At 59.4% G+C, this 23,911-nt stretch carries 18 protein-coding genes; 16 read left to right on the top strand and 2 right to left on the bottom strand.

Annotated elements, in window-relative coordinates:
• Window positions 1–50 precede the first annotated feature (50 nt).
• From SFUM_RS15215 to SFUM_RS15150, 14 genes are all read left to right on the top strand, one after another.
• Window positions 51–386, top strand: a complete 336-nt coding sequence (locus tag SFUM_RS15215) for a cupin domain-containing protein (RefSeq protein WP_011699773.1) — start codon at window positions 51–53, stop codon at window positions 384–386.
• Between the two features lie 51 nt (window positions 387–437).
• Window positions 438–632 (top strand): ferredoxin, encoded by a 195-nt coding sequence (locus SFUM_RS15210; protein WP_011699772.1) that lies wholly within the window; start codon window positions 438–440, stop codon window positions 630–632.
• A 227-nt stretch (window positions 633–859) separates the two neighbouring features.
• Window positions 860–3,136 carry a nitric-oxide reductase large subunit gene (locus tag SFUM_RS15205; protein WP_011699771.1) on the top strand — a complete coding sequence of 759 codons (2,277 nt, stop codon included), beginning with the start codon at window positions 860–862 and terminating at the stop codon, window positions 3,134–3,136.
• Window positions 3,137–3,583: 447 nt separating this feature from the next.
• The gene (locus SFUM_RS15200; RefSeq protein ID WP_011699770.1) at window positions 3,584–4,306 is read left to right on the top strand and encodes a sulfite exporter TauE/SafE family protein; all 723 of its coding nucleotides are present in this window, start codon (window positions 3,584–3,586) and stop codon (window positions 4,304–4,306) included.
• Window positions 4,307–4,553: 247 nt separating this feature from the next.
• Window positions 4,554–5,144, top strand: a complete 591-nt coding sequence (locus tag SFUM_RS15195) for an O-methyltransferase (RefSeq protein WP_011699769.1) — start codon at window positions 4,554–4,556, stop codon at window positions 5,142–5,144.
• Window positions 5,145–5,303: 159 nt separating this feature from the next.
• Window positions 5,304–6,770, top strand: a complete 1,467-nt coding sequence (hpnJ, locus tag SFUM_RS15190) for a hopanoid biosynthesis associated radical SAM protein HpnJ (protein ID WP_041440691.1) — start codon at window positions 5,304–5,306, stop codon at window positions 6,768–6,770.
• Between the two features lie 69 nt (window positions 6,771–6,839).
• Entirely contained in the window at window positions 6,840–7,532 is a 693-nt protein-coding gene (locus SFUM_RS21950; RefSeq protein WP_011699767.1) for an HAD family hydrolase, read from the top strand.
• A complete protein-coding gene (locus SFUM_RS15180; protein ID WP_011699766.1) occupies window positions 7,529–8,236 on the top strand; it encodes a nucleotidyltransferase family protein in 708 nt (235 codons plus the stop codon). Before SFUM_RS21950 ends, SFUM_RS15180 begins: the two co-directional genes overlap by 4 nt.
• Window positions 8,233–9,045 carry an ATP-grasp domain-containing protein gene (locus tag SFUM_RS15175; protein WP_011699765.1) on the top strand — a complete coding sequence of 271 codons (813 nt, stop codon included), beginning with the start codon at window positions 8,233–8,235 and terminating at the stop codon, window positions 9,043–9,045. Before SFUM_RS15180 ends, SFUM_RS15175 begins: the two co-directional genes overlap by 4 nt.
• Window positions 9,046–9,397: 352 nt before the next feature.
• Window positions 9,398–10,738: an aspartate aminotransferase family protein gene (locus SFUM_RS15170; protein WP_150109531.1), complete on the top strand. Its 1,341-nt coding sequence runs from the start codon at window positions 9,398–9,400 to the stop codon at window positions 10,736–10,738.
• A gap of 11 nt (window positions 10,739–10,749) precedes the next feature.
• Window positions 10,750–11,814, top strand: coding sequence for a Gfo/Idh/MocA family protein (locus tag SFUM_RS21945; protein WP_011699763.1), 1,065 nt, complete (start codon window positions 10,750–10,752; stop codon window positions 11,812–11,814).
• Window positions 11,811–13,100: a CDP-alcohol phosphatidyltransferase family protein gene (locus SFUM_RS15160; protein WP_011699762.1), complete on the top strand. Its 1,290-nt coding sequence runs from the start codon at window positions 11,811–11,813 to the stop codon at window positions 13,098–13,100. Before SFUM_RS21945 ends, SFUM_RS15160 begins: the two co-directional genes overlap by 4 nt.
• A 108-nt stretch (window positions 13,101–13,208) precedes the next feature.
• On the top strand, window positions 13,209–14,225 hold the full coding sequence (locus tag SFUM_RS15155; protein ID WP_011699761.1) for a lysylphosphatidylglycerol synthase domain-containing protein: 1,017 nt from the start codon (window positions 13,209–13,211) through the stop codon (window positions 14,223–14,225).
• A gap of 388 nt (window positions 14,226–14,613) precedes the next feature.
• Window positions 14,614–15,588, top strand: a complete 975-nt coding sequence (locus tag SFUM_RS15150) for a radical SAM protein (RefSeq protein ID WP_011699760.1) — start codon at window positions 14,614–14,616, stop codon at window positions 15,586–15,588.
• 179 nt (window positions 15,589–15,767) lie between these two features.
• Here SFUM_RS15150 and SFUM_RS15145 read toward each other — a convergent pair whose 3' ends face one another.
• Window positions 15,768–17,000 carry a CDP-alcohol phosphatidyltransferase family protein gene (locus tag SFUM_RS15145; protein WP_011699759.1) on the bottom strand — a complete coding sequence of 411 codons (1,233 nt, stop codon included), beginning with the start codon at window positions 16,998–17,000 and terminating at the stop codon, window positions 15,768–15,770.
• Between the two features lie 711 nt (window positions 17,001–17,711).
• Entirely contained in the window at window positions 17,712–17,843 is a 132-nt protein-coding gene (locus SFUM_RS23975) for a hypothetical protein (protein WP_279614587.1), read from the bottom strand.
• Between the two features lie 137 nt (window positions 17,844–17,980).
• Here SFUM_RS23975 and SFUM_RS23385 point away from each other — a divergent pair, with 137 nt between their 5' ends.
• Window positions 17,981–18,226 carry a hypothetical protein gene (locus tag SFUM_RS23385; protein WP_167321361.1) on the top strand — a complete coding sequence of 82 codons (246 nt, stop codon included), beginning with the start codon at window positions 17,981–17,983 and terminating at the stop codon, window positions 18,224–18,226.
• Between the two features lie 550 nt (window positions 18,227–18,776).
• Entirely contained in the window at window positions 18,777–23,891 is a 5,115-nt protein-coding gene (locus SFUM_RS21940; RefSeq protein ID WP_167321360.1) for a S8 family serine peptidase, read from the top strand.
• Window positions 23,892–23,911 lie beyond the last annotated feature (20 nt).

The following is a 23,911-nucleotide window of genomic DNA, read 5'->3' as shown; positions in this document are numbered from 1 at the left end:
GCAGTTGTTCCCCGGCGGGCTTCCGTGGTTTTTCAGCAAAGGAGACCAATATGGGTGATGTATCCAGCGCGGTGAAAGGCAAGGCATTCAACTTGAAAGGGGCCGTCGACTACGCGGACGGTTCCGTCGTCAGCAAGACCTTGATAAAGGCGGATGCCGGAAACGTAACGCTCTTCGCATTCGATGCGGGCCAGGGGCTGAGCGAGCACACGGCCCCCTTTGACGCGGTGGTCTACGTACTGGACGGAGAGGCTGAAATCACCATCGGCGGGCAGCCGCAGAATGTCGTCGCGGGCGAAATGCTGATCATGCCGGCCAATATCACCCATGCCCTTCAAGCCAGGAAACCGTTCAAAATGTTGCTGGTCATGATTCGCGGGAAGTAGAATCGAACCCTTTTCAGGGCAGCGAAATGCCCGGAATCGGCGGGATCGGTCATGAGCAAGAAAGTATACATTGAAACGGAAGAATGTGTCGGATGCCAAAGCTGCGTTGGACTCTGCCCCGAGGTGTTCGGTTTTGACGACGACGCCGAAAAAGCTTTTGTCATTCTCGCTGAGGGAGGGCCGGAGGAGTGCATCGACGAGGCTATCGCGACTTGTCCCGCGGAATGCATCCACTGGGAAGAGTAGCATCCGTCCTTATACCGAGGCGCGTTCAAGATGACACAACGCCTGCCCGTCGGGAGGTTGACGCGGGCGGGATAAACCCCGCCCCTTGCTAAGGATCGATGTGCCCGTCAGACGTAGAGGAGGACTTTATGCCCTCCCGCCCAATGCACTCATCTTGAACGCAAAAGTCTATTACACCGTAACGACAGAACACAATCAAGGCCGGTTCGATTCAAGGGATTGGAACGATGAATGCAAAGCTAAGGTCAGTATTTTTGTTCTTCCTTGTCCTCACTTTCGTTGTATTGATTTGGGGAGGATATCTTATAAACAAGTCCAAACCTCCCATCCCCGACAAGATTACAACGATTGCCGGAGAGGTCGTCTTTTCCGGGAAGGATATTGTCGACGGGCAGAATTACTATTTCAGCCGAGGCGGACAGCATATTGGAACCATATGGGGACACGGCTCATACCTCGCTCCCGACTGGTCGGCTGATTTCCTGCACCGGATGGGGCTGTACCTGGCAGCGCGCCACCACGGGCTCTCCACCGCCGAAGCCCATCGTTTTTCGCAGGCCGATTTCGAGGGGTTGAAACCCGAGGAACGCGCCCGCCTGGGCGTGATCGTCCGGGAGGAAATAAAGACGAACCGGTTCGACCCTGCAAGCGGCGTACTGAAGTTCACGCAATATCAAATGGAAGCGTTCAAAGCCCTGGTCGATTATTATACCGTTCTTTTTCAGAACGGCCATGAAGGCATGGGCCTGCAGCCCGGAATCGTGCGGACCGCTGAGGAAGGGCGTCTCGTCACAGCTTTTTTTGCCTGGTTGGCCTGGGCCGCCGGAACAAAACGGCTTGACGCGGAGCATACCTACACGGCCAATTGGCCGTTCGATCCGCTGGTTGGGAATCATCCCTTGCCGGATTTCCTGATCTGGTCCATCGTCAGCGTCATTCTGCTCATCCTGGGAATCGCCGCGGCGCTGTTCGCCTACCAGCGCTATATTGGCCGGGACGAATACGAGACCGATCCCGCTGTCGATTTTCCGGAGCCAAATCCAACCCCCAGCCAGAAAGTGACGTTGCTCTACTTTCTGACGGCGATCGGACTGCTCATTGTCCAAATCGGCATGGGAGCCGTGACTGCCCATTATACGGTGGAGGGCACTTACTTTTTTGGCATTCCGCTTGCCGGGATTCTTCCTTACGCCGCGGTCCGTACATGGCACCTCCAACTGGCCGTCTTTTTCATTGCGACCTGCTTTCTGGCGGCGGGTCTTTTCATCGGGCCTTTCGTGGGCAAGGAACCAAAGCATCAGGGGACCTGGGTGGCCGTCCTTTTCGGCGCCGTCGTGGTCGTGGTGCTCGGTGCTCTGGGCGGCTCCTGGTTATCCGTTGCCGGTGTGTTCGGAGACCAGGGCTTTTACCTTGGCCATCAAGGGTATGAATATATCGAACTGGGGCGGGTGTGGCAGCTGTTGCTGATCGCCGGAATGCTGATCTGGCTGGTGCTGGTGTTGAGAGCCATCCGGCCCGCGCTTCACGAGGAAAAAGACAATGACGGTCTGACTCACATGCTCCTCTACAGTACCGTCAGCATACCGCTCTTTTACATGGCCGGTTTGTTCTACGGCAAGGGAAGCCACCTCTCGGACGCGGAGTATTGGCGATGGTGGGTGGTTCATCTGTGGGTCGAAGGATTTTTCGAGGTCTTCGCCACCGTTGTGATGGCTTTCCTGCTTTCCCACATCGGAGCCGTCAGCAGGAAATTCGCCCTGACCGCCATTTATTTCACTATTTTCCTTTACCTTGGCAGCGGCGTCATAGGCACTTTCCATCACCTCTACTGGGCGGGATCGCCGACATCGATCATCGCTCTGGGTGCCGTGTTTTCCGCGCTGGAAGTCGTCCCCCTCACGCTCCTGGGCTTTGAGGCGGCACACAACCTGAGAGTGATCAAATCCGGGGGGAAGGCCTATGCATACAAGTGGCCGATCTACTTTTTTGTTTCCGTGGCCTTTTGGAATCTGGTTGGAGCCGGCATGTTCGGGTTTTTGATCAACCCGCCCATCGTCCTGTATTATGCACAGGGAATCAACACCACACCGATTCATTCGCACACCGCTCTTTTCGGCGTGTACGGAATGCTGGCCATTTCCCTGCTCCTCTTTTCCGTTCGCCACATTGTTTCTCGAGCCTCATGGTCCGACAGGATGCTGAAGTGGAGTTTCTGGGGACTCAACGGCGGCTTGGCGAGCATGGCCGTTTTCAGCCTGATACCCTCTGGATTCTACCAGCTCTTTTTCGCGGTCAAGCACGGATTGTGGTATGCGCGCAGCCCGGAAATCACATCCGGGCCGGTGATCCGCGCATTGAGCTGGGCGCGGCTGGTGCCGGACGTGATCTTTGCCGGCGGGGCCATCGTGTTGTTCGTATTCCTGCTGCGGGCCGTATGGCTGTCATTTCTGAGGAAAGATGAGACCGGGAGCGGCGGCGGCCGGGCAGTGGAATCGAACCGGTGAAATCGATTCCGGATGCGAGAAGTCGTCAACCGGCTCCATGCGTTCGTGCACGCGAGTCTATCGCGGGAAGAGGAAGAACGTTCCGACCTGCCGACCCTGTTGACCCCACGACCTTGGAATGAGGTACCCCCGGGCTGTTTCTGTTCCGGGGCGAAACCGGGACGCTTGTGGGGGCGTCCTTGCGTCCTCCGGTGACGTTTCCGTTGTGTTCGGGGAAAGGGTGTTTCGAGGCCGCCTCGATGAAATGAAGTCTGAGGGCAGTGACGACTTGACCTCGAGTGCATGATGGGCTTAATAAGGAACCGGCACTTTTGCCTTTGCTATGTCTGACGGGCACGTCGGTCCGTAGGGGCCGGGGTTATCCCTGCCCGCCTCACTTCCCGTCGGGCAGGTGTTGTGTCACCCTGAACGCACCTCGGTATGAGACTCCTCAGGAAAATTTGCTTCGTGACTCCATATCTCATCATCGCGCTCATCACCTTCCTGGCGGGTTTCACTCAGGGCCTTTCCGGTTTCGGATCCATCCTCCTTGCCCTGCCGCTGCTGACAATCATGCTCGACATCAAAACAGTCGTTCCGCTGGCTGCCCTGGATGCTTTCCTGGTAGCGATCATTCTGCTTTTCGAGCTCCGCAGGCACCTGGACTGGAAGAAGATTCTTCCACTCGTTGCAGGGTCTTTTCCGGGTATCCCCATCGGGGTTTTTTTTTTGAAGTACATGAACACCGATGCCATTCAATTGACAATGGGCATCATGCTTCTGATCTACGCGCTTTTCGGACTGCTCTTTCGTCCGGTCGTCTGGGAGATGAAGGCGGCAGGGGCATCATTGGCCGGATTCGGGGCCGGCTGTCTGGGCGGGGCACTGGGCGCATCCGGTCCTCCCGTCATTGTTTACACTTCTCTCCAACCCTGGACCAAGGACGTGATCAAGGCCACCCTGCAGGGTTTCCTGGCGGCTTCGGGGCTGGTCGTGATCCTGTTGCATGCGCTGAGCGGTCTCACAACGATGCCGGTCCTGCGATATTTTCTCGTCTCCATGCCGGCTCTCGTCTTCGGGACGATCCTGGGGTCATTTTTCTATGGCCGCATAGACGAGAAAACCTACAGGAGAATAATCCTCATCGTGCTTGCCCTGCTGGGTGGTTTCCTCGTCTATGAGGTTCTTTGACGCAAACCCGGGTCTGAATGGAATGGCGCAGTAACCGGGCTTCGAGGACACGAGCAGCCGGACGAGCGATTCGTCGGGCGACTACCCGTTTGCGCCCGGCCTTGGGAAACCATCCCCGCACTGTAATCGTCTTCCCTTTTGTCTGTCCTCAGGGCCGGCGCGGCGAAGCAACCGGAAGCCGTCCGGGTGTCCGGAGTTGCCGGCCGTCGACGTAAAAACCCAATGAAAAGAAACGAGGGCTGCCGTAATGTTTCACAATATGCCGAAGGCTTTTCGGGAACGGATGCGGACCCTGGAACAGGTCGATGCCCGGGACCGGACGGATGGGACGCCCCGTTCGCTCAGGTTGCGCCAAATACCGAGAGAAACGGGCAAGCTCATCGCCCTTCTGGCAGCGTCCGCACCGGAGGGGGACTGGCTCGAAATCGGTACCGGCGCCGGGTATTCCACCCTGTGGTTGGCCCTCGCCTGCCTCGAAACCTCGAGGAACCTCGTCACCGTCGAGGTATCGGAGGAGAAGGTCCGTCTGGCTCGAGAAACGATCCGGCTGACCGGCCTGGAGAGCATTGTGAAATGCATCCGGGGTGACGCCCTTGAATACATACCGCATGTTAACCGACTTTCCTTCTGCTTCCTCGACGCCGAAAAGGACGTCTACATGAGCTGCTACGACGCGGTTGTCCCCCGCATGGTGAAGGGGGGTCTCCTGGTGGCCGACAATGCGATCAGCCATGGGGAAATCCTCGGGCCTTTCATCGAAACGGCGCTTCATGACGAGCGAGTGGACGCGATGGTGGTTCCTGTTGGAAGCGGAGTGCTCGTCTGCAGACGGGGGTGACCGGTTTTTGAAACTGCTGTTGCACATGTGTGAGAATGGCGCTATAAATTGAGCAACTGATAAGTAAGATCAGGGTCCACATTGTGAGCCTGTCGTGACGGGCGATAATCGACCTGTTGCGATCGGGGCCTTTTGCTGCTCATAAGGGGTTTATTCATCGTGAAACAGACTCTGTTCCTGAGTCCACCGTCTTTTGAAGGATTCGATGGTGGCGCCGGCGCCCGTTATCCCGCCAAACGGGAAATCACATCCTACTGGTACCCGACCTGGTTGGCTCAACCCGCCGCACTGGTGGCTGGAAGCAGACTTGTCGATGCCGCGCCTCATCACCTGACGGTAGGGGACATCCTCAAAATCGCAATGGACTATGAGCTCGTCGTCACACACACCAGCACGCCCTCACTCCTGAACGACATCCAGTTCATCGAGGCGCTGAAGGAACGGCACCCGAAAGTGCAGGCCGGCTTCATCGGCCCTCACGTCACGGTTCTGCCGGAAGAGACGCTCCGGCAGTCTGGCGCCATCGATTTCGTTTGCCGGAGCGAGTTTGACTTCACCTGTCTCGAACTGGCGCAGGGGAAGCCATACGACAAGATCGACGGCCTGAGCTATCGGGCACCGGACGGATCGATCCGACATACCCCGGATCGCAAGCTGCTGATGGACCAGGACAGTCTGCCCAGCGTCTTCCCGGTCTACCACCGGGATCTTTCCATAGAAAAGTATTCCATCGGCTATCTGCTCCATCCCTACGTGTCTTTCTATACCGGGCGAGGTTGTCCGGCCAGGTGCAGTTTCTGCCTGTGGCCCCAGACCATCGGCGGCCACAAGTACCGGGCGAAAAGCCCGGAGGTGGTCATCCGGGAAGTGGAGGAAGGCAGGGAGCTCTTTCCGCAGGTCCGCGAATGGTTCTTTGACGACGATACCTTCACGGCCAACCCCGGTCGCGCCGTCGAGATCAGCAAAGGGATGAAGCGGCTGGGCCTCAGATGGTCGTGCAACGCGCGCGCGGACGTGGATTACATAACGCTCAAAGCACTGCGGCAAAACGGCATGCGGCTGGTGGTGGTCGGCTTCGAGTCGGGCAATCAGCGTATTCTGGACCGGGTGAGGAAGGGCATCACGCTGCAGCGGTCGCGTCAATTCATGAAGAATTGCCATGAGTTGGGCATTAAGGTCCACGGCACATTCATCATCGGTCTCCCGATCGAAACGCGGGAAACCATCGAGGAAACCATCCGGTTCGCACAGGAACTGGACCCCTATGCCATCCAGGTATCCCTTGCGGCGCCTTTCCCGGGGACGGAGCTGTACCAACAGGCCGTAAGCAACGGGTGGTTCGACAATGATGTCCTGGTCGGGAAAAACGGCATCCAGACATCGAGCCTGCGTTATCCGAACCTGCGCCTCGATGAGATCGAGGAGGCCGTCGAGCGGATGTACCGCCGCTTTTACTTCCGCGTGAAGCCGATGGTCCGCATGTTTCGCGAGATGTTGACCGAGAAGCACATGCTGTTGCGCCGCGTGCGGGAAGGCAGGGAGTTCCTGGACTACCTGCACTTTCGAAAAGGGACCGCCCACGATCAAGCCCCGGGGGCTCGGCAATCGTCGCGAACCGCCTGTTGAGTGATTCGGCGTCGCCCGGCATTGACTGCCCGGCGATGCTTTTTTGTTGATGGAGGCCGGAGCTGGGAAATGCGGCAGTCTTTTCGCTGCAAAGCGGTTCTGTTCGATTTCGGCGGAACGCTGGATTCGGATGGCGAACATTGGCTGGATCGATTCTACGAGCTTTACAGGCAAGTGGGGATCGACCTTCCCGCGGATGAAATCAAGCGCGTATTCTACGTGGCGGACGATCTGTGCTGCAGTGATCCGGAAGTCGATCGAATGGGCCTTAGACCGCTGATGAAACACCATGTCGGCCTGCAGTTCGCTGCCCTGAGCTTGAAGAACCCCGAGAAAGCGGCGGAAATGGTCGAAGGATTCTGCTCGAAAACGGAGCGCATCCTGCAGCGGAACGCACGGCTGCTCAGGCGATTGAAACCGTTCTACAGGCTGGGCCTCATTTCCAACTTCTATGGGAATGCCGCCGTGCTGTGCGACGAAGCGGGATTGGCGGAGTCTCTCGAGGTGATACTGGATTCCATGCGGATCGGGGTCGGCAAGCCCGACCTGGAAATATTCCGGATCGCCCTGAGGCGACTCGATGTGGAACCCGCGGAAGCCGTTTTCGTCGGCGATTCGTTCGAGCGGGACATCATGCCGGCTCGGCAGCTCGGCATGCAAACCATATGGCTCAAGGGCCCCGCCCCGCGTCTGCCCGAGAATGCCGGACCGGTGGGCTGTCATATTTCGAGCCTCCTGGAAGTGGAAACGATCCTCTTATGAAGATGGGAATCATTGCGGCCGGAAAGGGAGAACGTCTTGCCCGGGGGGGAATTGCAGCGCCCAAGCCGTTGGTATCCGTAGGAGCGAGGCCGCTCATCGCCAGGATCATCGATGCTGGCGCGCATATCCCCGTCAGTTCCATCGCCGTCATCGTCAACGACCTGGACCCCGCCGTGGCCGGCTACCTGCGTTCGATCCGCTCACCAGCCCCATTGGACCTCGTCGTCAAGACCACTCCCAGCTCCATGGAAAGTCTCTTTTGCCTGGCCCCTTTCCTGGACGATGAACCCTTTGTCCTGTTCACCGTGGACGTCGTGTTCGCGCAACAGACTCTGAAGGATTTCCTTCAGGCTGCCGAATCCATAAAAAGCTCCAGCGGGGTTTTGGCGCTCACGCGCTTCGTCGACGACGAAAAACCCCTGTGGGTGGCCGTCGACGGTTCCAACAGAATAACGGCCATGGGCGATGCCGCCAGGGGCAGTCCTTTTGTGACCGCGGGGTTCTATTATTTCACCCCCGAAATCTTCAATGAGATCGAAGCGGCGCGGAGGAGGAACTTGAATGCGCTGCGCGGCTTTCTCGGTCATCTGATCGACAGCGGATACCTGATGAGCGGCGTCCCGGTCTCCAAGACCGTCGATGTCGATTATCCCGAGGACATCGAAAAGGCCGAGGCCTTCTTGAAGGAAATCAACGAGGCATGAAACCTCCGTCGGTGCTTGGGATCTGCCGCGAGCGGGTCTTTTCACCCGGCAAGGTGGAAGATGACGCGGCCATCATGGAGTCGACCCTGGCGGAGTTGTCCCGCGCCGGATGGGAAGTCCGGGTGTTGCGGGCGGAGACGGTCGGCGATTCCACCCCGAGGCCTCAAAACGTGCTGAGCATGGCCCAGTCGGACCGGGTCCTGAATGTTCTGGCGGAGTGGAGCGGAAAGGGAACTCGTTTGGTCAACACGGTCTCTTCGGTGCGGAACTGTTACCGCAAACCGCTGACGCGCATCCTGTCGGAATCCGGGATTTGCATTCCGCCCAGCCGGATGGTCGCGTTGCGGGAAGCGAGAGAGCGGATCTCGCTACGGCCTTCGAACAGGCTCTGGCTGAAGCGCGGAGACGTTCATGCCGTCGAGGACGGCGACGTCGTTTCGGTGACGTGCCGGGAAGAGTTGGACCAGGCCCTGGAGCACTTTCAGCGCCGAGGCATCGCGGACATCCTGGTCCAGGACCACGTGCCGGGTCCCGTGGTCAAGTTCTACGGGGTGGGGCGCGCTGAATACTTCAGGGCATACCTGGCCTCGGGGGGTGAAGAGGTCACGGCCCGGGTGGCGGCGTTGCGAGCCGTTGCCGTGCGGGCAGCCGAGGCCGCCGGGTTGGAAGTGTACGGGGGAGATGCCGTTCTGGCGGAGGTTAACGGACCGGTTTTGATCGATCTGAACGATTGGCCGAGTTTTTCGCGCTGCCGTCAATCCGCGGCGGAAAGCATCGCCGCCTATGTCAAGAGGCCGTTGAAGGAATGAGCGAGGTGCTTTCCCGTCGTTTTCGGGAAAGGAGACAGGACCGGAACGCTCAAAACGATACATGAACGGCGTCATCGTTGTCCAGACGGGGGCGGAGGCCATGAAGAACCGGCCGGTTCCCGCCTTTCGCCGCGGTGACGCCCGGATTTTCCCGTGGAATCGCGAGCGGCGGCAATGAGGCGGATCGGTCAGGCCGAACACTGAGAGGTTTCCGGGAAGTAACCACGAGCATCGTGAAGTGAAGGGTGCCCTGGACGATCGGGGACCATTGCACAGGCGCGTATCGACCCGTGAATCGTGTATTCCCGTGCGACGAATTTCAAACTCCCATCATGAGGAAGCGAGAACTGCCATGCACTATCAAGGCGTAACGGAAAACAAAGGCCAGACGATTTCCTCGAAGCTCTGCGAGGAAGAACGGCGGTATATGGCTCCCGGACTGCAGGAGGTGAGCCAGCTTTCCAACCTGGCCGTCAGGAGGGCCAAAGGGTGCCGCCTGGAGGACATGGAGGGGAAATCCTACCTCGATTTCATGGCCGGTGTGGCGGTGTGCAGCCTCGGCCACTCGCACCCTTCCTACATTGCCGCCATCAAGGATCAACTGGAACGGGTTGCGGTCGGGAGCTTCACCACGGAAAACCGGGTGGCCCTGCTGAGCCTGATCGCTTCGTTGACCCCCGGTGAATTGAACAGAACCCAGTTGTACAGCGGTGGGGCGGAAGCGGTGGAGGCCGCGGTCCGGCTGGCGAAATCCTACACGAAGAAATTCGAAATCCTCAGTTTCTGGGGAGGGTTCCACGGGAAAACAGGAGGCGTCCTGGGGCTGATCGGGGATCCGTTCAAAAAGAATTGGGGGATTCTCCACCCCGGGCTTCACCTGGCCCCCTACGCCGACTGCTACCGCTGCCCGTTCAAGATGGAATATCCGGGTTGCGGGGTATTTTGCCTCGAATACGTGCGAAAGGTCATCGAGAACAATACGGCGGGCAGCCTTGCCGCCATCATCGTGGAGACCATCCAGGGTACCGCGGGAAACGTGATCCCGCCCCCGGAATTCCTGCCGGGCCTGCTCGAAATCGCTCATGAAAACGATGCCCTGCTCATCGCAGACGAAATGATCACCGGCTTCGGTCGCACCGGCGTGATGTTCGGTTCGAACCACACGAACATCATTCCCGACATCATGACCATCGGGAAGGGCATGGGGTGCGGGTTTCCGGTTTCAGGGCTGGTGTCCACGGACGAAATCACCGCGAGCACCCCGTTCTCCAAACCGAGTTCCTCCTCGAGCAGCTACGGAGGGAATCCGCTTGCCAGCACCGCGGCCCTGGCGACGATCCGGACCATACTGGACGAATCGCTGGTCGATAATTCCCGGGAGGTGGGAGAGCATCTGCTCCGCGGGCTTCAGGAATTGAGCGAGAAGTACGAATTCATCGGGGACGTTCGGGGGCGCGGTCTTTTGATCGGCGTGGAGCTGGTCAAGGATCGGAAGACCAAAGAGCCGCTCGAAAAGGTCGTCACGAAACGAATCTTTCTCGAAACCCTCAAGAGAGGGCTGGTTTGCATGAACTACAAACCGAATTTCCGTATCAATCCGCCCCTGGTGCTCAGCCGCGAGGAGGCTGACGAGGGCCTGGCGATCCTCGACGAGATCTTTGCTCATGTGGTCAAACACATTCCCTACAAGTAGGACCGAGAGGCATGAATGAGAGCGTCTGTGGTGTTCGCACCCCGCTTCGGGGGGCCATCATCGGTCTGGGCAACGTGGCGGTCCACGCGCATCTTCCCGTGTGGCTGAGGAACGGGAATTTCAACATCGAGGCGTTCGTGGAACCTTCTTCCGAGCGCATCGAGGTGGGGCGGACATTGCTTCCGGGAGCGCGTGCCTACCCCACAATGGATGCGCTGCTGGCGGACGGAGGGGTGGATTTCGTGGATATCTGCACCCCTCCCTGTTATCATGCCGAGCTCGCTTTGGCGGCATGCAGCGCGGGAATGCACGTGTTTTGCGAGAAACCCCTGACCATCTCTCCGGAACGGCTGGATGACATTCAAAAGGCGGCCGAACGCACGCAGCGGGTCGTTTTCACCGTCAACAACTGGAAATACGCACCCATCTGGGTCAAGCTGTGCGAGCTGATCGAGCACGGCCGGATCGGCACCGTGCGGTCCGTTGCTTTGGAAGTGCTCCGATTGCCCAATTCCGGGGGAGGCCTTTCGGACTGGCGTAAATGCGCGGAGGTGGCTCAGGGCGGAATCCTGATCGACCACGGCTGGCACAATCTCTACCTCATCTTCTCCCTGCTCAAGGAGTTTCCCCTGTCCATGGAGGTTTCCATGAAGTCCCCGGCGGAAAGCGGCTCCGGACTCGAAGAAACCGTGGATCTCACGATGCGGTTTCGCGAGGCGGAGGCCAGGCTGCATCTCACCTGGCAGGCATCCTGCCGCCGTAACCACGGGGTGGTCGTGGGTGAGCGGGGAAAGATTCTTGTCAATGACGACCATCTCGTGCTGCATTCCGCCGAATCCCCTCCCGTTCGCTTCGACTTTCCGGAAGCTCTTTCCAACGGCTCTCATCATGCGGCCTGGATGGGGCCCGTGGTGGAGAACTTCGGCCATGAAATCATGGAACACCGTCACCGGGGCACCAACCTCACTGAAGCCCGGTGGTGCGCCCGCCTCATCGACCTGGCATACCGTTCCAGCCGCGACGCTTCCGGCTTTACCACCGTCTGCAACGTTCCGCCGGACATTCGCACCCAATGAAGCCCGCTGAATTGACCGCTTTCGCGACAGCCCGCGTGGAAAGCCGCGCCCATCCCACTCGCGGCGGGAGTGTGCCGCGCCAGTGTGTCCTCGATGCCTCCGGAAGCGGCGCCTGGGAGAAAGTCGGCGGCATTTCGACGATCGCCAGAATGCTTTATCACCTGGATAAGCTGGGCATCGAGGAAGTCGTCGTCCTGCTGAGCTCCGAGCACGGGCTCAAGGGGCTCGAAAGATGGACGGGCGGGTTGAGGCTGCGACAAGCGGGCAAAGACGCTCATCTGAGCCTGGCGGGCAATCTCCTTTCCATGGCCCGGCTCGACCGGCGTTTTCTTTACCTTGACGCGGCTCACCTGGTGGACCCTCGTCTCATCAAAGCCCTGGCGGCCGCTTCGAAAACCACCCTCACCTTCATGGACCCACGGGACGCAAGAAACGGGACCGTTCGCGCCGGGTTGCTCCACGTCGACGATCTGCCGGCCTGGGCCGAGGAGGGGGATGCGGCGCTTGCCCGACGCTCCAAACCGCTTTTTCCTTCGAGTATCGATCCGTATTCGCCCGAGATCAGAGGCCCCCTGACACCCTATTTCCTGGAGGTGCGATCGAGGGAAGAGGCTCTCGAGGCGACCCGGCTGCTGATTCGATCCCAGCAGAAGCACGTTATGGACCTGCCCGCCGAGTTCATCGATCCGCCGTTTGAAAACGCGTTGACCTTCTGGCTGTGCAGGACTTCAATTTCGCCCGACATGGTCACGCTCATAGGAGGCGCGGTCGCTTTCTTCGTTGCCTGGTTGTTCTGGCACGGCTATTTTGTGGCTGGTGCCCTGCTCACCTTCGTCGTTGAAATCCTGGATGGAGTCGATGGAAAGCTCGCGCGAACCAAGCTTCAATTCTCGAGATTCGGGCGTCACGAGGATGTCTTCGACTATTTATGCGAAAACAGCTGGTACGTTGCACTGGGCGTGGGATTGAGCGCTTCGACCCCGGGCAATTGGCCTTTTTTTGCCGCCGCCCTGTTGATTTTCTCGGATACCGTCGATAACGTCCTCTACACCCTGGCCGGCAAGTGGCACGGGAAAAGCATCGACCTGTACCGGCCGTTCGACGCGGCTTTCCGGCGGATCGCCGGACGTCGGAACATCTACGGTTTTATGTTCATCGTCGGGTTCCTGGCGGGATTTCCGCTGCAAACCTTTATCCTGGCAGCGGTTTGGGCCGCCGTTACGGCGGCGATTCACCTGGTTCGATTGATCCAATTCGGCAGAGCCGTCGCGCGGGGTTGCGGATGAGAGCGACGGTCTTCTTCTCTCGCGGCCCCCGCGGCCTTCTCCGGAAACGCAAGAGACGTTTCCGGCTCGAGTTGCCGGCACTGCAACCCATTGCGGGAACCTGACCTGATGAAGCACTTTCACACGGGCAGCATCATCCTGGGGATTATCCTCCTGTGCGTTCTCACCTGGCAGATCGGGATCGGCGAGCTGTGGCACGAAATGGCCCTGCTCGGATGGGGACTGGTGCCGCTCATCGCCATCGAGGGGGTGGCCGATCTCTTCCACACCCTGGGCTGGCGCCATTGCCTGAAGGACGTCCACCGGTCCTTTCCCTTTTTCCGACTGTTCCGGATTCGACTGGCCGGCTATTCCATCAACTACCTCACACCGACCGCAAGCCTGGGCGGAGAGCTGACCAAAGGGACGCTCCTGACCGAGAACGGAAGCGGCGCAACGGCGGCCAGCGGCGTGATCATCGGCAAACTGGCGTACACCCTCGCGCAGCTCCTGTTCGTTGGAGTGGGCTCCATCGTCACGCTCTGGAATGTCGCTCTGCCCGCCGGCGTCTGGCCCGCGATGCTCGCCGGCAGCGCGTTGCTGGCGGTTGGGGTGATCGGGTTTCTGCTGGTCCAGAAATACGGAGCACTGGGTTATCTCGTGCAATGGGTCGCCAGGCGCAACTTTGGCGGAACTGTCCTGCACAAGGCCGCGGATCACGTTTCCGACGTGGACGTTGAGCTGCGGCGCTTCTACCGGGACCGTCCGTGGGAATTGCCGCTCGCCATGTTTTGGCATGCCGCGGGTTTCGCGTGCGGTATCGCGCAAAGCTGGTATTTCCTTTACCTGTTGACCGGTCATACTTCCCTGGCGGTGGCCGCGGGCATCTGGTTTTTGAGCAGCTGGTTCGATTTCCTGACCTTTGCCATTCCGCTGGGCATCGGGATTCAAGAGGCAACCAGGGTCATCGCCCTGAAGGCGCTCGGCTACGACCTGGTCATGGGACTTGCCTACGGGGTGACGCTTCGCCTGGAGCAAATCTTCTGGGCAGGATGCGGGTTGCTCTGCTACGCCACTCTACTCTCGAAAAAGCCGAAAAGCGAACCGGCGCACGCCAAGGCCGACGTTCAGTGCGACGTTTCGTGAATACCTCGACGGCGAAAATCGACTGATCGCGCCTCCGACAGAACCCCGCTCGCCGTTGCGGTGGCCCCGGCACCGGCGGCGCTGTCGGTCTTCCGCATTCCTCTCCCCAGAGCATCGATCGGACAGGTCCCGCCGAGGGAAATCGAGTTTGACAATTCCATGCCGGTTTATTATCAATAATTGAAAAAGCGAGAGCGAACCGGCTTCAGCGGTCCCAAGTTCGACAGTCTTGTCCGGACACCCTCAAATATCGCCCGTCAGAACCGGGTATCCTGTCAATTCTTCTCAAGGTCGATCGTTCAGCGCGGCGGCAGCCGGATGCGTTCCTTTCGAGACGATCGCGCATTCATGCCTTGAAACGGAGAATTGAAACCACGCAAGGAAAAATATGTCCCGCAAAATGAGTCGTTCGGAAATGCTCATCGGGGGTTGCAAGTACTTCAAGTACTTGACGAAAGGCGGCCTTTTCAATATCAACCTGGAGGTCACCAAGAGGTGCAATGCGCGCTGCAACTTCTGCGATTACTGGAAGGAAAAGCCGACCGGGGAGCTCGGGGATTATGTGGAGGTGGTGAGAAAGCTGGCTCCCCTCTCGGTCAGCCTCACCGGTGGGGAACCGCTCCTGAGAGCGGACCTTCCGGAGTTGATCGCATCGTTGCGCCGCAGTTTCGGATTCCTCTTCATATCCCTCATCACCAACGGCTCGCTGCTGACCAGGGAGAATGGCGTCGCGCTCTGGGAGGCCGGGCTCGACGAAATGTCCATTTCGTTGGACTATCTCGACGAGAGGCATGACGAAGGCCGCGGCATTCACGGCCTTGCCGGGCATATCCTGGCCCTGGCCCCCCGGCTCGGTTCCGCCGGCGTCAATCTCTGCTTCAACGTGGTCCTCAAGAGGGGAAACTACAGGGAGGTGCCGCGCCTGGTGCGCGAATGCGCCCGGATGGGGATCAAGGTTTCCTTGAGCACCTATAACTGCTGGCGCACCGACAACCTTGACCATATGATCGAACAGGCGGAGCTTCGCCGGCTGGAACAGGTCATCGGGGAGCTGAAAGTCCTCAAGAGGACCCTCGGCAACCTCACGACCAGTATCTTTTACCTGGACAGGATTCCGGAGTTTTTCGAGAAAAGGAGGATCCCGGGCTGTACCGCCGGCGTGAACTGGGTCCAGGTCACCCCCGACGGGATGATCAAGCGGTGCTCGGACCACCCTGCCGCCGCCCATTACACCGAATGGCACGGCAGGACGTTCGAACCGACCGACTGTGGCCGCTGCTGGTATTCCTGCCGCGGGGCGGCCCAGGAACCATGGTCCCTGCGGCATTTTGTGGAGATGTCCAGGGATGCGCTCACGGCATGAAGGCAATCCGGCGCGGCTTTCTTCCGCGGTCACGCCGCAATATGAAATGCCCGGTACCGTGACGAACGCCGGACTATGACAAGGAACGGCAATCCGTTGCCGTGTCCCTGGAGCCTTCCGTCATCCTGCCGCGCGCGGCCGGTGCCGGGGCCGTCCTTGCGGCGAACCGCCGACGCGGGTCACTGGGAGGAAGCCGGGTGCTTGATCGCGGCGGCGCGCGTGCGTCGCTCGCGAGAGCCGACGAAACACAAGACGATCGCGAACGCGTAGGACCCTAGCGCCGCGCCCAGCAGGAACCAGCTCAGCCGGCCGATCACGGCGAGGGCAAACACGAGATAGGCAAAGTCGCGATTGGTCACCAGGGCCATGATGCGCAACGTCTTGGGCGAACGGCTCAGGGTGTCGGCATCGAGCCGCAGGATGAACACGTAGACGGCGACCAGGCAGACGCAAAACCCTCCCAGGAGCACCCACAGATAACCGAGATATCCCGCATCGCCGGTGTCGTGGTACAGGCCGAAGGCGATCCCCACGAATATGGCCGCGTGCACGATGTTGTCGGTCACGATGTCCAGGTAATGCCCGAAGGTGCTCTCTTTCATTTTCAGGCGCGCAACCTCGCCGTCGACTCCATCCACGATCACACAGACCACGAACAGAAACGAACCGACGACCTTGACCCAGTAGCCCTGCAGGGAAAGGAGCAGTGCGCCGATCAGCCCCAGGGTCATGCCGATCAGCGTGATGTGGTTGGGCATTATGCCGGTATGGGCAAGCCTCCTGCTCACGAACTGGGAGATGTGCCGGTCAAAATACCGTGCCATCAGGCCGTCGTCGGCCTCGGTCTGGGCGCCCAGGGCCTTCACCAGCCGATCCTCCGACTTCCCTGCGTCGGTTTCCCGATCTTCGATGATGGAGGGGAGCCCGCCGAGGGCCGGAATCTCTTTAATGTCCTTCAGGACCGCGGGATCGAGGTCGCTGTTCGACCACAGAGAATCGACGATGGATACAAGATTGGCCTGGTCGGCGAGGTAGAGCCCGTCGTTTCTTCCGCGGGCCCCGGCGACTTCCATGCGGCAGGCGGTCGCTTCGCCGCAGGAGGCCAGGAAACGGGCGAGGGCGCTTCGGTCGGCGACAAGATTCGCCTTGAGCACCAACACCCTTTCTTCCGCGGGGATTCCGAGCTCTCGGACAACCCGCTCCAGGGACTCCCCATTCATAACCGGGTGGAAGCAGCGCTCGGGCACGAGGTCGGAGAGGACGGGGACAAAAGAGTTTACCCGGCCAACCATGTGAATGTGGGTGAATCCAATCCGAACCAGGTGTAGAGCCAGCCGCCGGGCCGCCGGGATGCCGAAAACCGGCGCCATGCCCTTGTCATCCGAAGCAAGAATAACTGCCGTTCTGACCATTTTTCGTTCCTTAAGTCGTGAGCTTACGTGACTGAGGCGCAAGCTGAGCGATTCCCGGGCTCGGAGCGCGGATTCGGCGGGCTTTGTCCCCGCCCTTTTCGAGCTCCCGGGCAACGACTTCGCCACGGGGCGGCCAGGAGTGCCCCACGCGAGCACGGGGACCGTTCACCCCTGATCGTCACACATGCCCAGGAAGCCGAGCACCCCACGCGGGCACGGGGATCGTCGGCATGAAGCCTGCCGATCGAGACAGCCCCTGCGAATCGTCGCCGGAAGACGAAACACCGGGGAGCCGTTGCATTGTGCCGCGCGACGACCGGGACTGCTTTGCCGGAGTCGCCGCATCGCCCCGGGAAGAACGAATGCACCGAGCCTCGACGGCGGATCTCCCCCCCCGGGCCGGTTGCCGGCCGCCTGATTTGAATCGCACCATACGTTTCGAACGGGGACTTGTCAATCACAAGAAGGCGCCCCTGCGGCTCCGCCGCCCCCCGGGAACGGGGCCGCGCCGCCCGGACCGTTTCCGAATTGCGGGCGGGCACCGCCCGGCGGTCCGGCCGATTCGCTCTGAGGTGCGTCCGACTGACAGGCACGACAGGATCGACTGTGCAACGCCAGATTTAATTTGCATTTGTATCCGGAACGACATAAGGAAAAAGGTGGAGACGATGAAAATGATCCTATCCATTCGATGATATCACGGCAGGAAGCTCATATCGGGCTGCTTTTCAGCCTGTGCCGCATCTCATGCGTTCTTTGAAGTGATTCAACCAGCGGCTTGCCGATCCAGGTCCGGTAGAACGGCGCGGCCTTGGCTCCACTGCAGTGTTGTATGTGGTGCATGATCCGCTTCGTCATCCGCTGCCGATTCTTCCGGATATCCCCCCCAAAAGTCGCGAATGTAAATACTGAGCCTAGTTTTGTTTTAATGGTGCCATGGGGTGGAGAGATCTATGTGAATAGAGGTCTTGGCCCGCCTTATGGCATTGAAGCAGGGCTTTGCGCCATTTCCGGAAGTTTTCGACCCCGCGCCGATTTTTGTGTTTCCATGGCATGAAGAGGCTGTGCCTGTCAAGGTACACGGGGCGATTCGTCTGTTTCTGACCAGCCGTCGTTCTTTCATGCCGGCGGCAACCCGTATGATCAAGGTAAAACGATTTCCATCAGTCGAATCAATGCCCGATGAGCTGCCGGCGGTGGCCCGCTCTCGGGCACAAACGGTATGACGTATCAGTGAAACGTAAGATCAGGAGGGTGTGGATGTCACGCGGATATCGCTCGACGCTGGGTACCCTGGTTGTGTTTTGTGCGATCTTGGCAATTGCCGCAACCATCCCGTCTGCCTGGGCGGGGAAGCAGAAGGCCGGCCGGGAGAAGAGTCCGAACGCGGAGTCTAAACAGGGTTCATCACCTGTCGGGGGGAGCGCGGTGTCCTCTCCCGCCGCAGCTTCCCCGGTTGCCTCCGGGCTGCGGGATGCCGTTCGGAAAGGCAAGCATCCCGCCCAGTTGGCCGGTCACACGGGCAATATCAAGCCGACCCGGAACGGGCCGCACAGGAACGACCCGGCGGAAGGCGTTCCGAAACACGCCTACTCGCCCTTCGATGAAAAGAACAAGCGCGAGCATCCGTGTCCGGCAGGCGGATGCGATTCGGCGCCCGATCATGTGCTGATCAAGATGGCCGCGAGTGCCAAACCGCCAAGGGACAACGTCAAGGGGGGGCTGAGCGAAAATGCGGCGTTGAACAGGACCCTCTCCGCGCACGGAGTCGAGAGAATGGAGCCGGTCTTCCGTAATGCGAGGGCGCCGAAGGCTGGAGAGAGGATACTGTCGTCCCTGGGGAAGAGTGTCCCCAAACCAGATCTCACAAAATGGTATCGCGCGCGGATATCGAAATCGAAAAAGAAAAAAGACATCCATGCGCTGGTGGACGCGCTGAGTGGGCAGCCGGGTGTCGAATATGTCGAGCCGGACTACTATCGACGTCCTGTCGGCGCCCCGATTAAGACTCCCGGCACGGGACACTCGAATCGCCTGTCCAGCCCGCCCGACGGTTCCACCGATCCGCTGTACGGCCAACAATGGCACCTGGATGCCGCGAACATTCCCCTGGCGTGGCAGTGGCTGGAAGATCAGGGGTTCAGCCCCGGCGGCAGCCGGGATATCGTCGTCGCGGTGATCGACACCGGTGTGGATTACAATCATCCCGACCTGGCGGCCAACATGTGGGTGAACAGCCGTGAGATCCCGGGGAACGGCATAGACGACGACGCAAACGGTTTCATTGACGATGTGCACGGTGTGAACGTCGTGAGCAACAGCTGGAATGAATCGGGCAATCCCCTGGACGATCACGGCCACGGCACCCACGTTGCCGGGATCATTGCCGCCCAGGGGAAAAACGGCCTGGGGGGCGTGGGGGTCGCCTATAACGTCCAGGTCATGGCTATCAAGGCGGCACAGTACTCTGGGGTGCTGGCCACGTCCGACATCGCCGAAGCCATTTATTACGCCGTTTCCCAGGGGGCGGACATCATCAACATGTCTTTCGGCGGGTACGCCCGTTCACAGGTCGAGGAAGATGCCCTGGCGGTGGCTTTTGAACAAGCGGTGCTGGTCGCCGCGGCGGGCAACGATGGAGCTATCAATCTGCCTTGCATTGGGGGGCGCGACATGTATCCGGCGGCCTACAACTGGGTGCTGGGGGTGATGGCTTCGACGCCGAGCGGACTAATCGCGAGCTTTTCCAACACGGATTGCGTTCCCCATGACTCGCACGAATACGAGCTCATGGCTCCCGGCGTCGACATATGGAGCACATTCCCCAACGAGCAGTATGCAGCCTGGGACGGCACATCCATGGCGGCCCCCGTGGTCTCGGGAATCGCGGCGCTCCTTCGCACCAAGTGGACGGACAAGGAACTCTACACCTCGCGTTTCATCATGGGCCAGATTGCGGCGAATGCCGGTCCCGTCGCCGACGCCCTCGCTTCGCTCACAGTCGCGCCGAAACCCGAGCTTTCCTACCTGGAGCACTGGCTCTTCGACACAACGTCGCAAAGCGCCGTCAATGACAACGATGGAATCGTGGATGCCGGGGAAACGGTCGACCTGGCCATCGTTATCCGCAACCACTGGGGAAAGGCCGACCCGGTGACCGTCAAGCTGGAAGCCTGGGCAGAGGGCGCGTTCCAGGCAGATCCCTACGTCACCATTCCCATAGACACGGTGGACTACGGGGCCGTCGGATCGTTCAACTGGGACGACAACGGACTCATATACGACGAGCAGGGAGTCATTGTGGGGGTCGCTCACCCTTTTCAATTCATCGTCTCGCAGGACTGCCCCAACGATCACGTCATCCCGTTCCGCCTCACCATTACGGCGCGCAACGGACTGGATCCGATGGACACGACCGTTTACACGACTGAATCGAGATTCTACCAGGTTGTCCAGCGCGGGCGGGAATTACCTCGGTACATCACCGAAGATACTGTCCTGACAAAAGACTATTTTTGGATCCTACCCGGTCAGACACGGGTCAACTCCGGTATTACGCTGACCATATCGGAGGGCGCCCAGATCCAGTGGGGCTCTCCGGCGCCTCAGGATCCATATGCTGAGCCAACCGGAGCCGACATAAGCGTCTATGGCAATCTGTTGATCAACGGCACTTATCATGAACCTGTTGAGCTCTTTCCACTCCGGATCAACCAATACAATCGTAAGGTGTCCATCAACACATTCGATCCCGGAACATTTAATGTCAAATACACAAGAGTGGATACACCTGAGTGGGGAATGAGTGGGGCAAAAAATGGGCCAAATTCAATTGATCACTGTATAATCTTTCAAGATGTAACAGCCCTTGGAGGTACAGGAATCACAATGCAAGGCCCTCCACGTTCTATAACTAATAGTATTATATACAGCTGGCCAGATCATAATTCGCTCATCCCAGGTACAGCAAATACTTGTCTTTTTGAGGCAAAAGGTGATAGCTGGGCATATCATATGTCTTATGGAAATGCACGATTATTGATTAATTCCACATTTATTCAAAATAATACTGAAAATCGTGTATGGGGTTTATATTGGTATGGATGCAATGAAGATTGTTATCAAACAGAATTGGAGGCAAGTGTTAATTCTAGACACATAAATAATGCATTCTTAAGTAAATATTGGGATCCTAATATAAATCATTGGATGAGAACTTCGTTTCAATTGGTTTCAGAAGACAAATTTGTGGCTATGGCCAACAACTACTGGGGCACTACATCAACAACACTTATTGATGCTGCAATTAAAGATCTTAACGATGTTTTTGGCATCGGGACTTTGGTTTATCAGCCTATCCTTACAACTCCTGCAACCACCACATATCCATTCGTCGTTGATATTACACTATCCACTGCCGGTAATCCCGATGCATCGGTAGTCGGTGCGGAGGCGGTTACCTTCAACGTCACGTTCAACCGTGATATGGACACTTCAGCCCAACCGCAGGTGTCATTCGGGCCCGATACGCCGTTGACCGACTATACCGTGCACCCTGTCAGCGGGGGCTGGACCGATCCGCGGACATGGGTCGGCACGTTCAATGTCACTCCGATCACGGGCGACGGCTACCAGCTCATACGCGTGGCCGGAGCCCGCGCCGCGGACGATCCGTGGCTGGTCACGGGCAACGACGCAGGCCGGTTCCGCTTCGAGATCATCACGTCCGGGATCGAATCGATGAACCTCCAGGCGACCGGCGGCGAGGGATACATCGACCTGGCGTGGACGCAGAACGACTTCGAGCTGCTCGCGGGATTCAACCTCTATAAATCCACCGCCGCGGACGGTTCCTACACGCGGCTGAACTCAATCATGCTCCCCTCCGGGCAGCGGGCCTTTCGCGACACCAATGTACAGCCCGGCCAGCCCGCTTTCTACAAGTTCACCGTGGTCAAGACGGACATGTCGGAGTCGAAATTCTCCAACGTGGCGACGGCAACCCCCATCGACACCATTCCACCGGTGATCAGCCACAGCCCGATCACCTCGGCCGAGCCCGGCCTGCCGGTCAGCCTTTTCGCCGACGTCACCGACAACGTCGGCGTGAGCGCGGTGACCTTGCACTTCCGCCCCATGGCCGGTTCGAGCTATTCCGCCAGGGCGATGATCAAGACCACCGGAAACCGTTACTCGGCGACGCTTGAAGGGACCCTTTTGACCCCGCCGGGGATCGAGTACTACATCTCGGCGACCGACGGCATCAGCACCGTGTATTCCGGGCGACCCGAATACCCTTACCAGGTCGGCGTGGTTGACCGTCCCGTGGTGACCGCGGTCAGCCCCGGCAACGGTCCGGATGCAGGCGGGACCCCGGTGACCGTCGCCGGCAGCAATTTCAAAGCGGGGTCGACGGTGACGTTCGGGGGCGCCGCGGCCGGGAATATCAGCGTGGTCAGCGGAAACCAGATCACCTGCGAAACGCCGCCTCACTTCCCGGAGCTCGTTGACGTGGCGGTGAGCAATCCGGATGGTCAGAGCGGCGTGCTTCTCCGCGGCTATACATACGCAAGCGAAGCCGCTTCGCTCAGCCTCCCGAACGTTGGCGGGGGGCAATATGCAATCGTCCAGGTTCCAATCAACGCCAGTGTCCAGGGGCTCGCCGCCGCCGACCTGAAGGTCACTTTCAACAACGGTGTGCTCCACGCACGAGGGGTGAGCAACGGCAGCCTGACACCCGGGTGGAGCGTCGCGGCCCACACGGGTACGCCGGGTGAAGTCCGGATTTCCATGGCGTCCCCGGGTGGAACCGTGGCCGGGTCCGGTGTATTGGTGAACATCGAATTCGAGGTAGTGGGTACGCCCGGCGGCGGTTCCGCTTTGCACCCGGTCGACGTCTCTCTCAACGATGGGGCCATTCCGGTTCAAACGGCGGACGGTTCGTTCACGGTGGATGCGGTCTACGGCATTTCCGGCACCGTGGTTTACTGGAAAGACGGGACCGGCATTCCGGGGACCTTGCTTACGGCGACGGGGGAGCGCGCCCATGAGGCGCTCAGCGGGTCCGGAGGCGAGTACGGCCTGTCGGGTCTGCCTGCGGGCGACTATTCGGTGAGCCCCGCCAAGTCGGACGACACGGACGGCATTTCCGCCTACGATGCGTCGCTGGTGCTGCAGCACGCCGTCGGCCTGATCAGCCTGACGGGTCACCAGTCGGTTGCCGCCGATGTGAACAAGACCGGTGCCATAACGGCAATGGATGCAACCTATATTTTGCAGAAGGCCGTGGGGCTGATTGCGCTGCCGTTTCCCGGGGCGGGTGTTGTCTGGGAGTTCAGTCCCCAGAGTCGAACGTATTCCAATCTCGGCGCCAATCTCACGGGGCAGAATTACACGGGCATTCTTATCGGCGACGTCAGCGGGAACTGGTCTTCCGGCGCCCAGGGGCAGTCGGTCGAAAGCGGTTCGGCTCCGGCTTTGACCCCAATGACCGCGCGGGCTCCTGTCCGGCCCGGTCTGGCTCTTTCAGGAAAAGCCCGCCTTTGGGTGGGCAGGGCGCTGTCGGATCCCTCGGGCGTGTTCGCGATTCCCTTGAAGGTGAAGGTCCAGAAAGGAGAAGTATTCTCCGGAATGCTCACGCTCCACTATTCGACGGACCGGTACGAGGCGGTTTCGGTGGGGGCGGGATCCGTTGCGCAAGGAGCGATGCTGGTATCCAATCTCTCCCGTCCGGGTCGGATCAGGATTGCCCTGGCCGCTCCCGCCGGGTTTGAGCAATCGGGAGATCTGGTCTGGATCAAATTGAAGAAGAAGCGAAAGGAAGTTGGGCCTCCCAAGGTCGTGATCAAGAGAGCCGTTTTGAACGACAATCATTTCGAAACGCTGTTCTAACGGAGCGGACGTGCCGCCTG

It is taken from the genome of Syntrophobacter fumaroxidans MPOB (assembly GCF_000014965.1).
GTDB lineage: Bacteria > Desulfobacterota > Syntrophobacteria > Syntrophobacterales > Syntrophobacteraceae > Syntrophobacter > Syntrophobacter fumaroxidans.
This window is presented reverse-complemented; position numbering and strand designations above follow the sequence as displayed.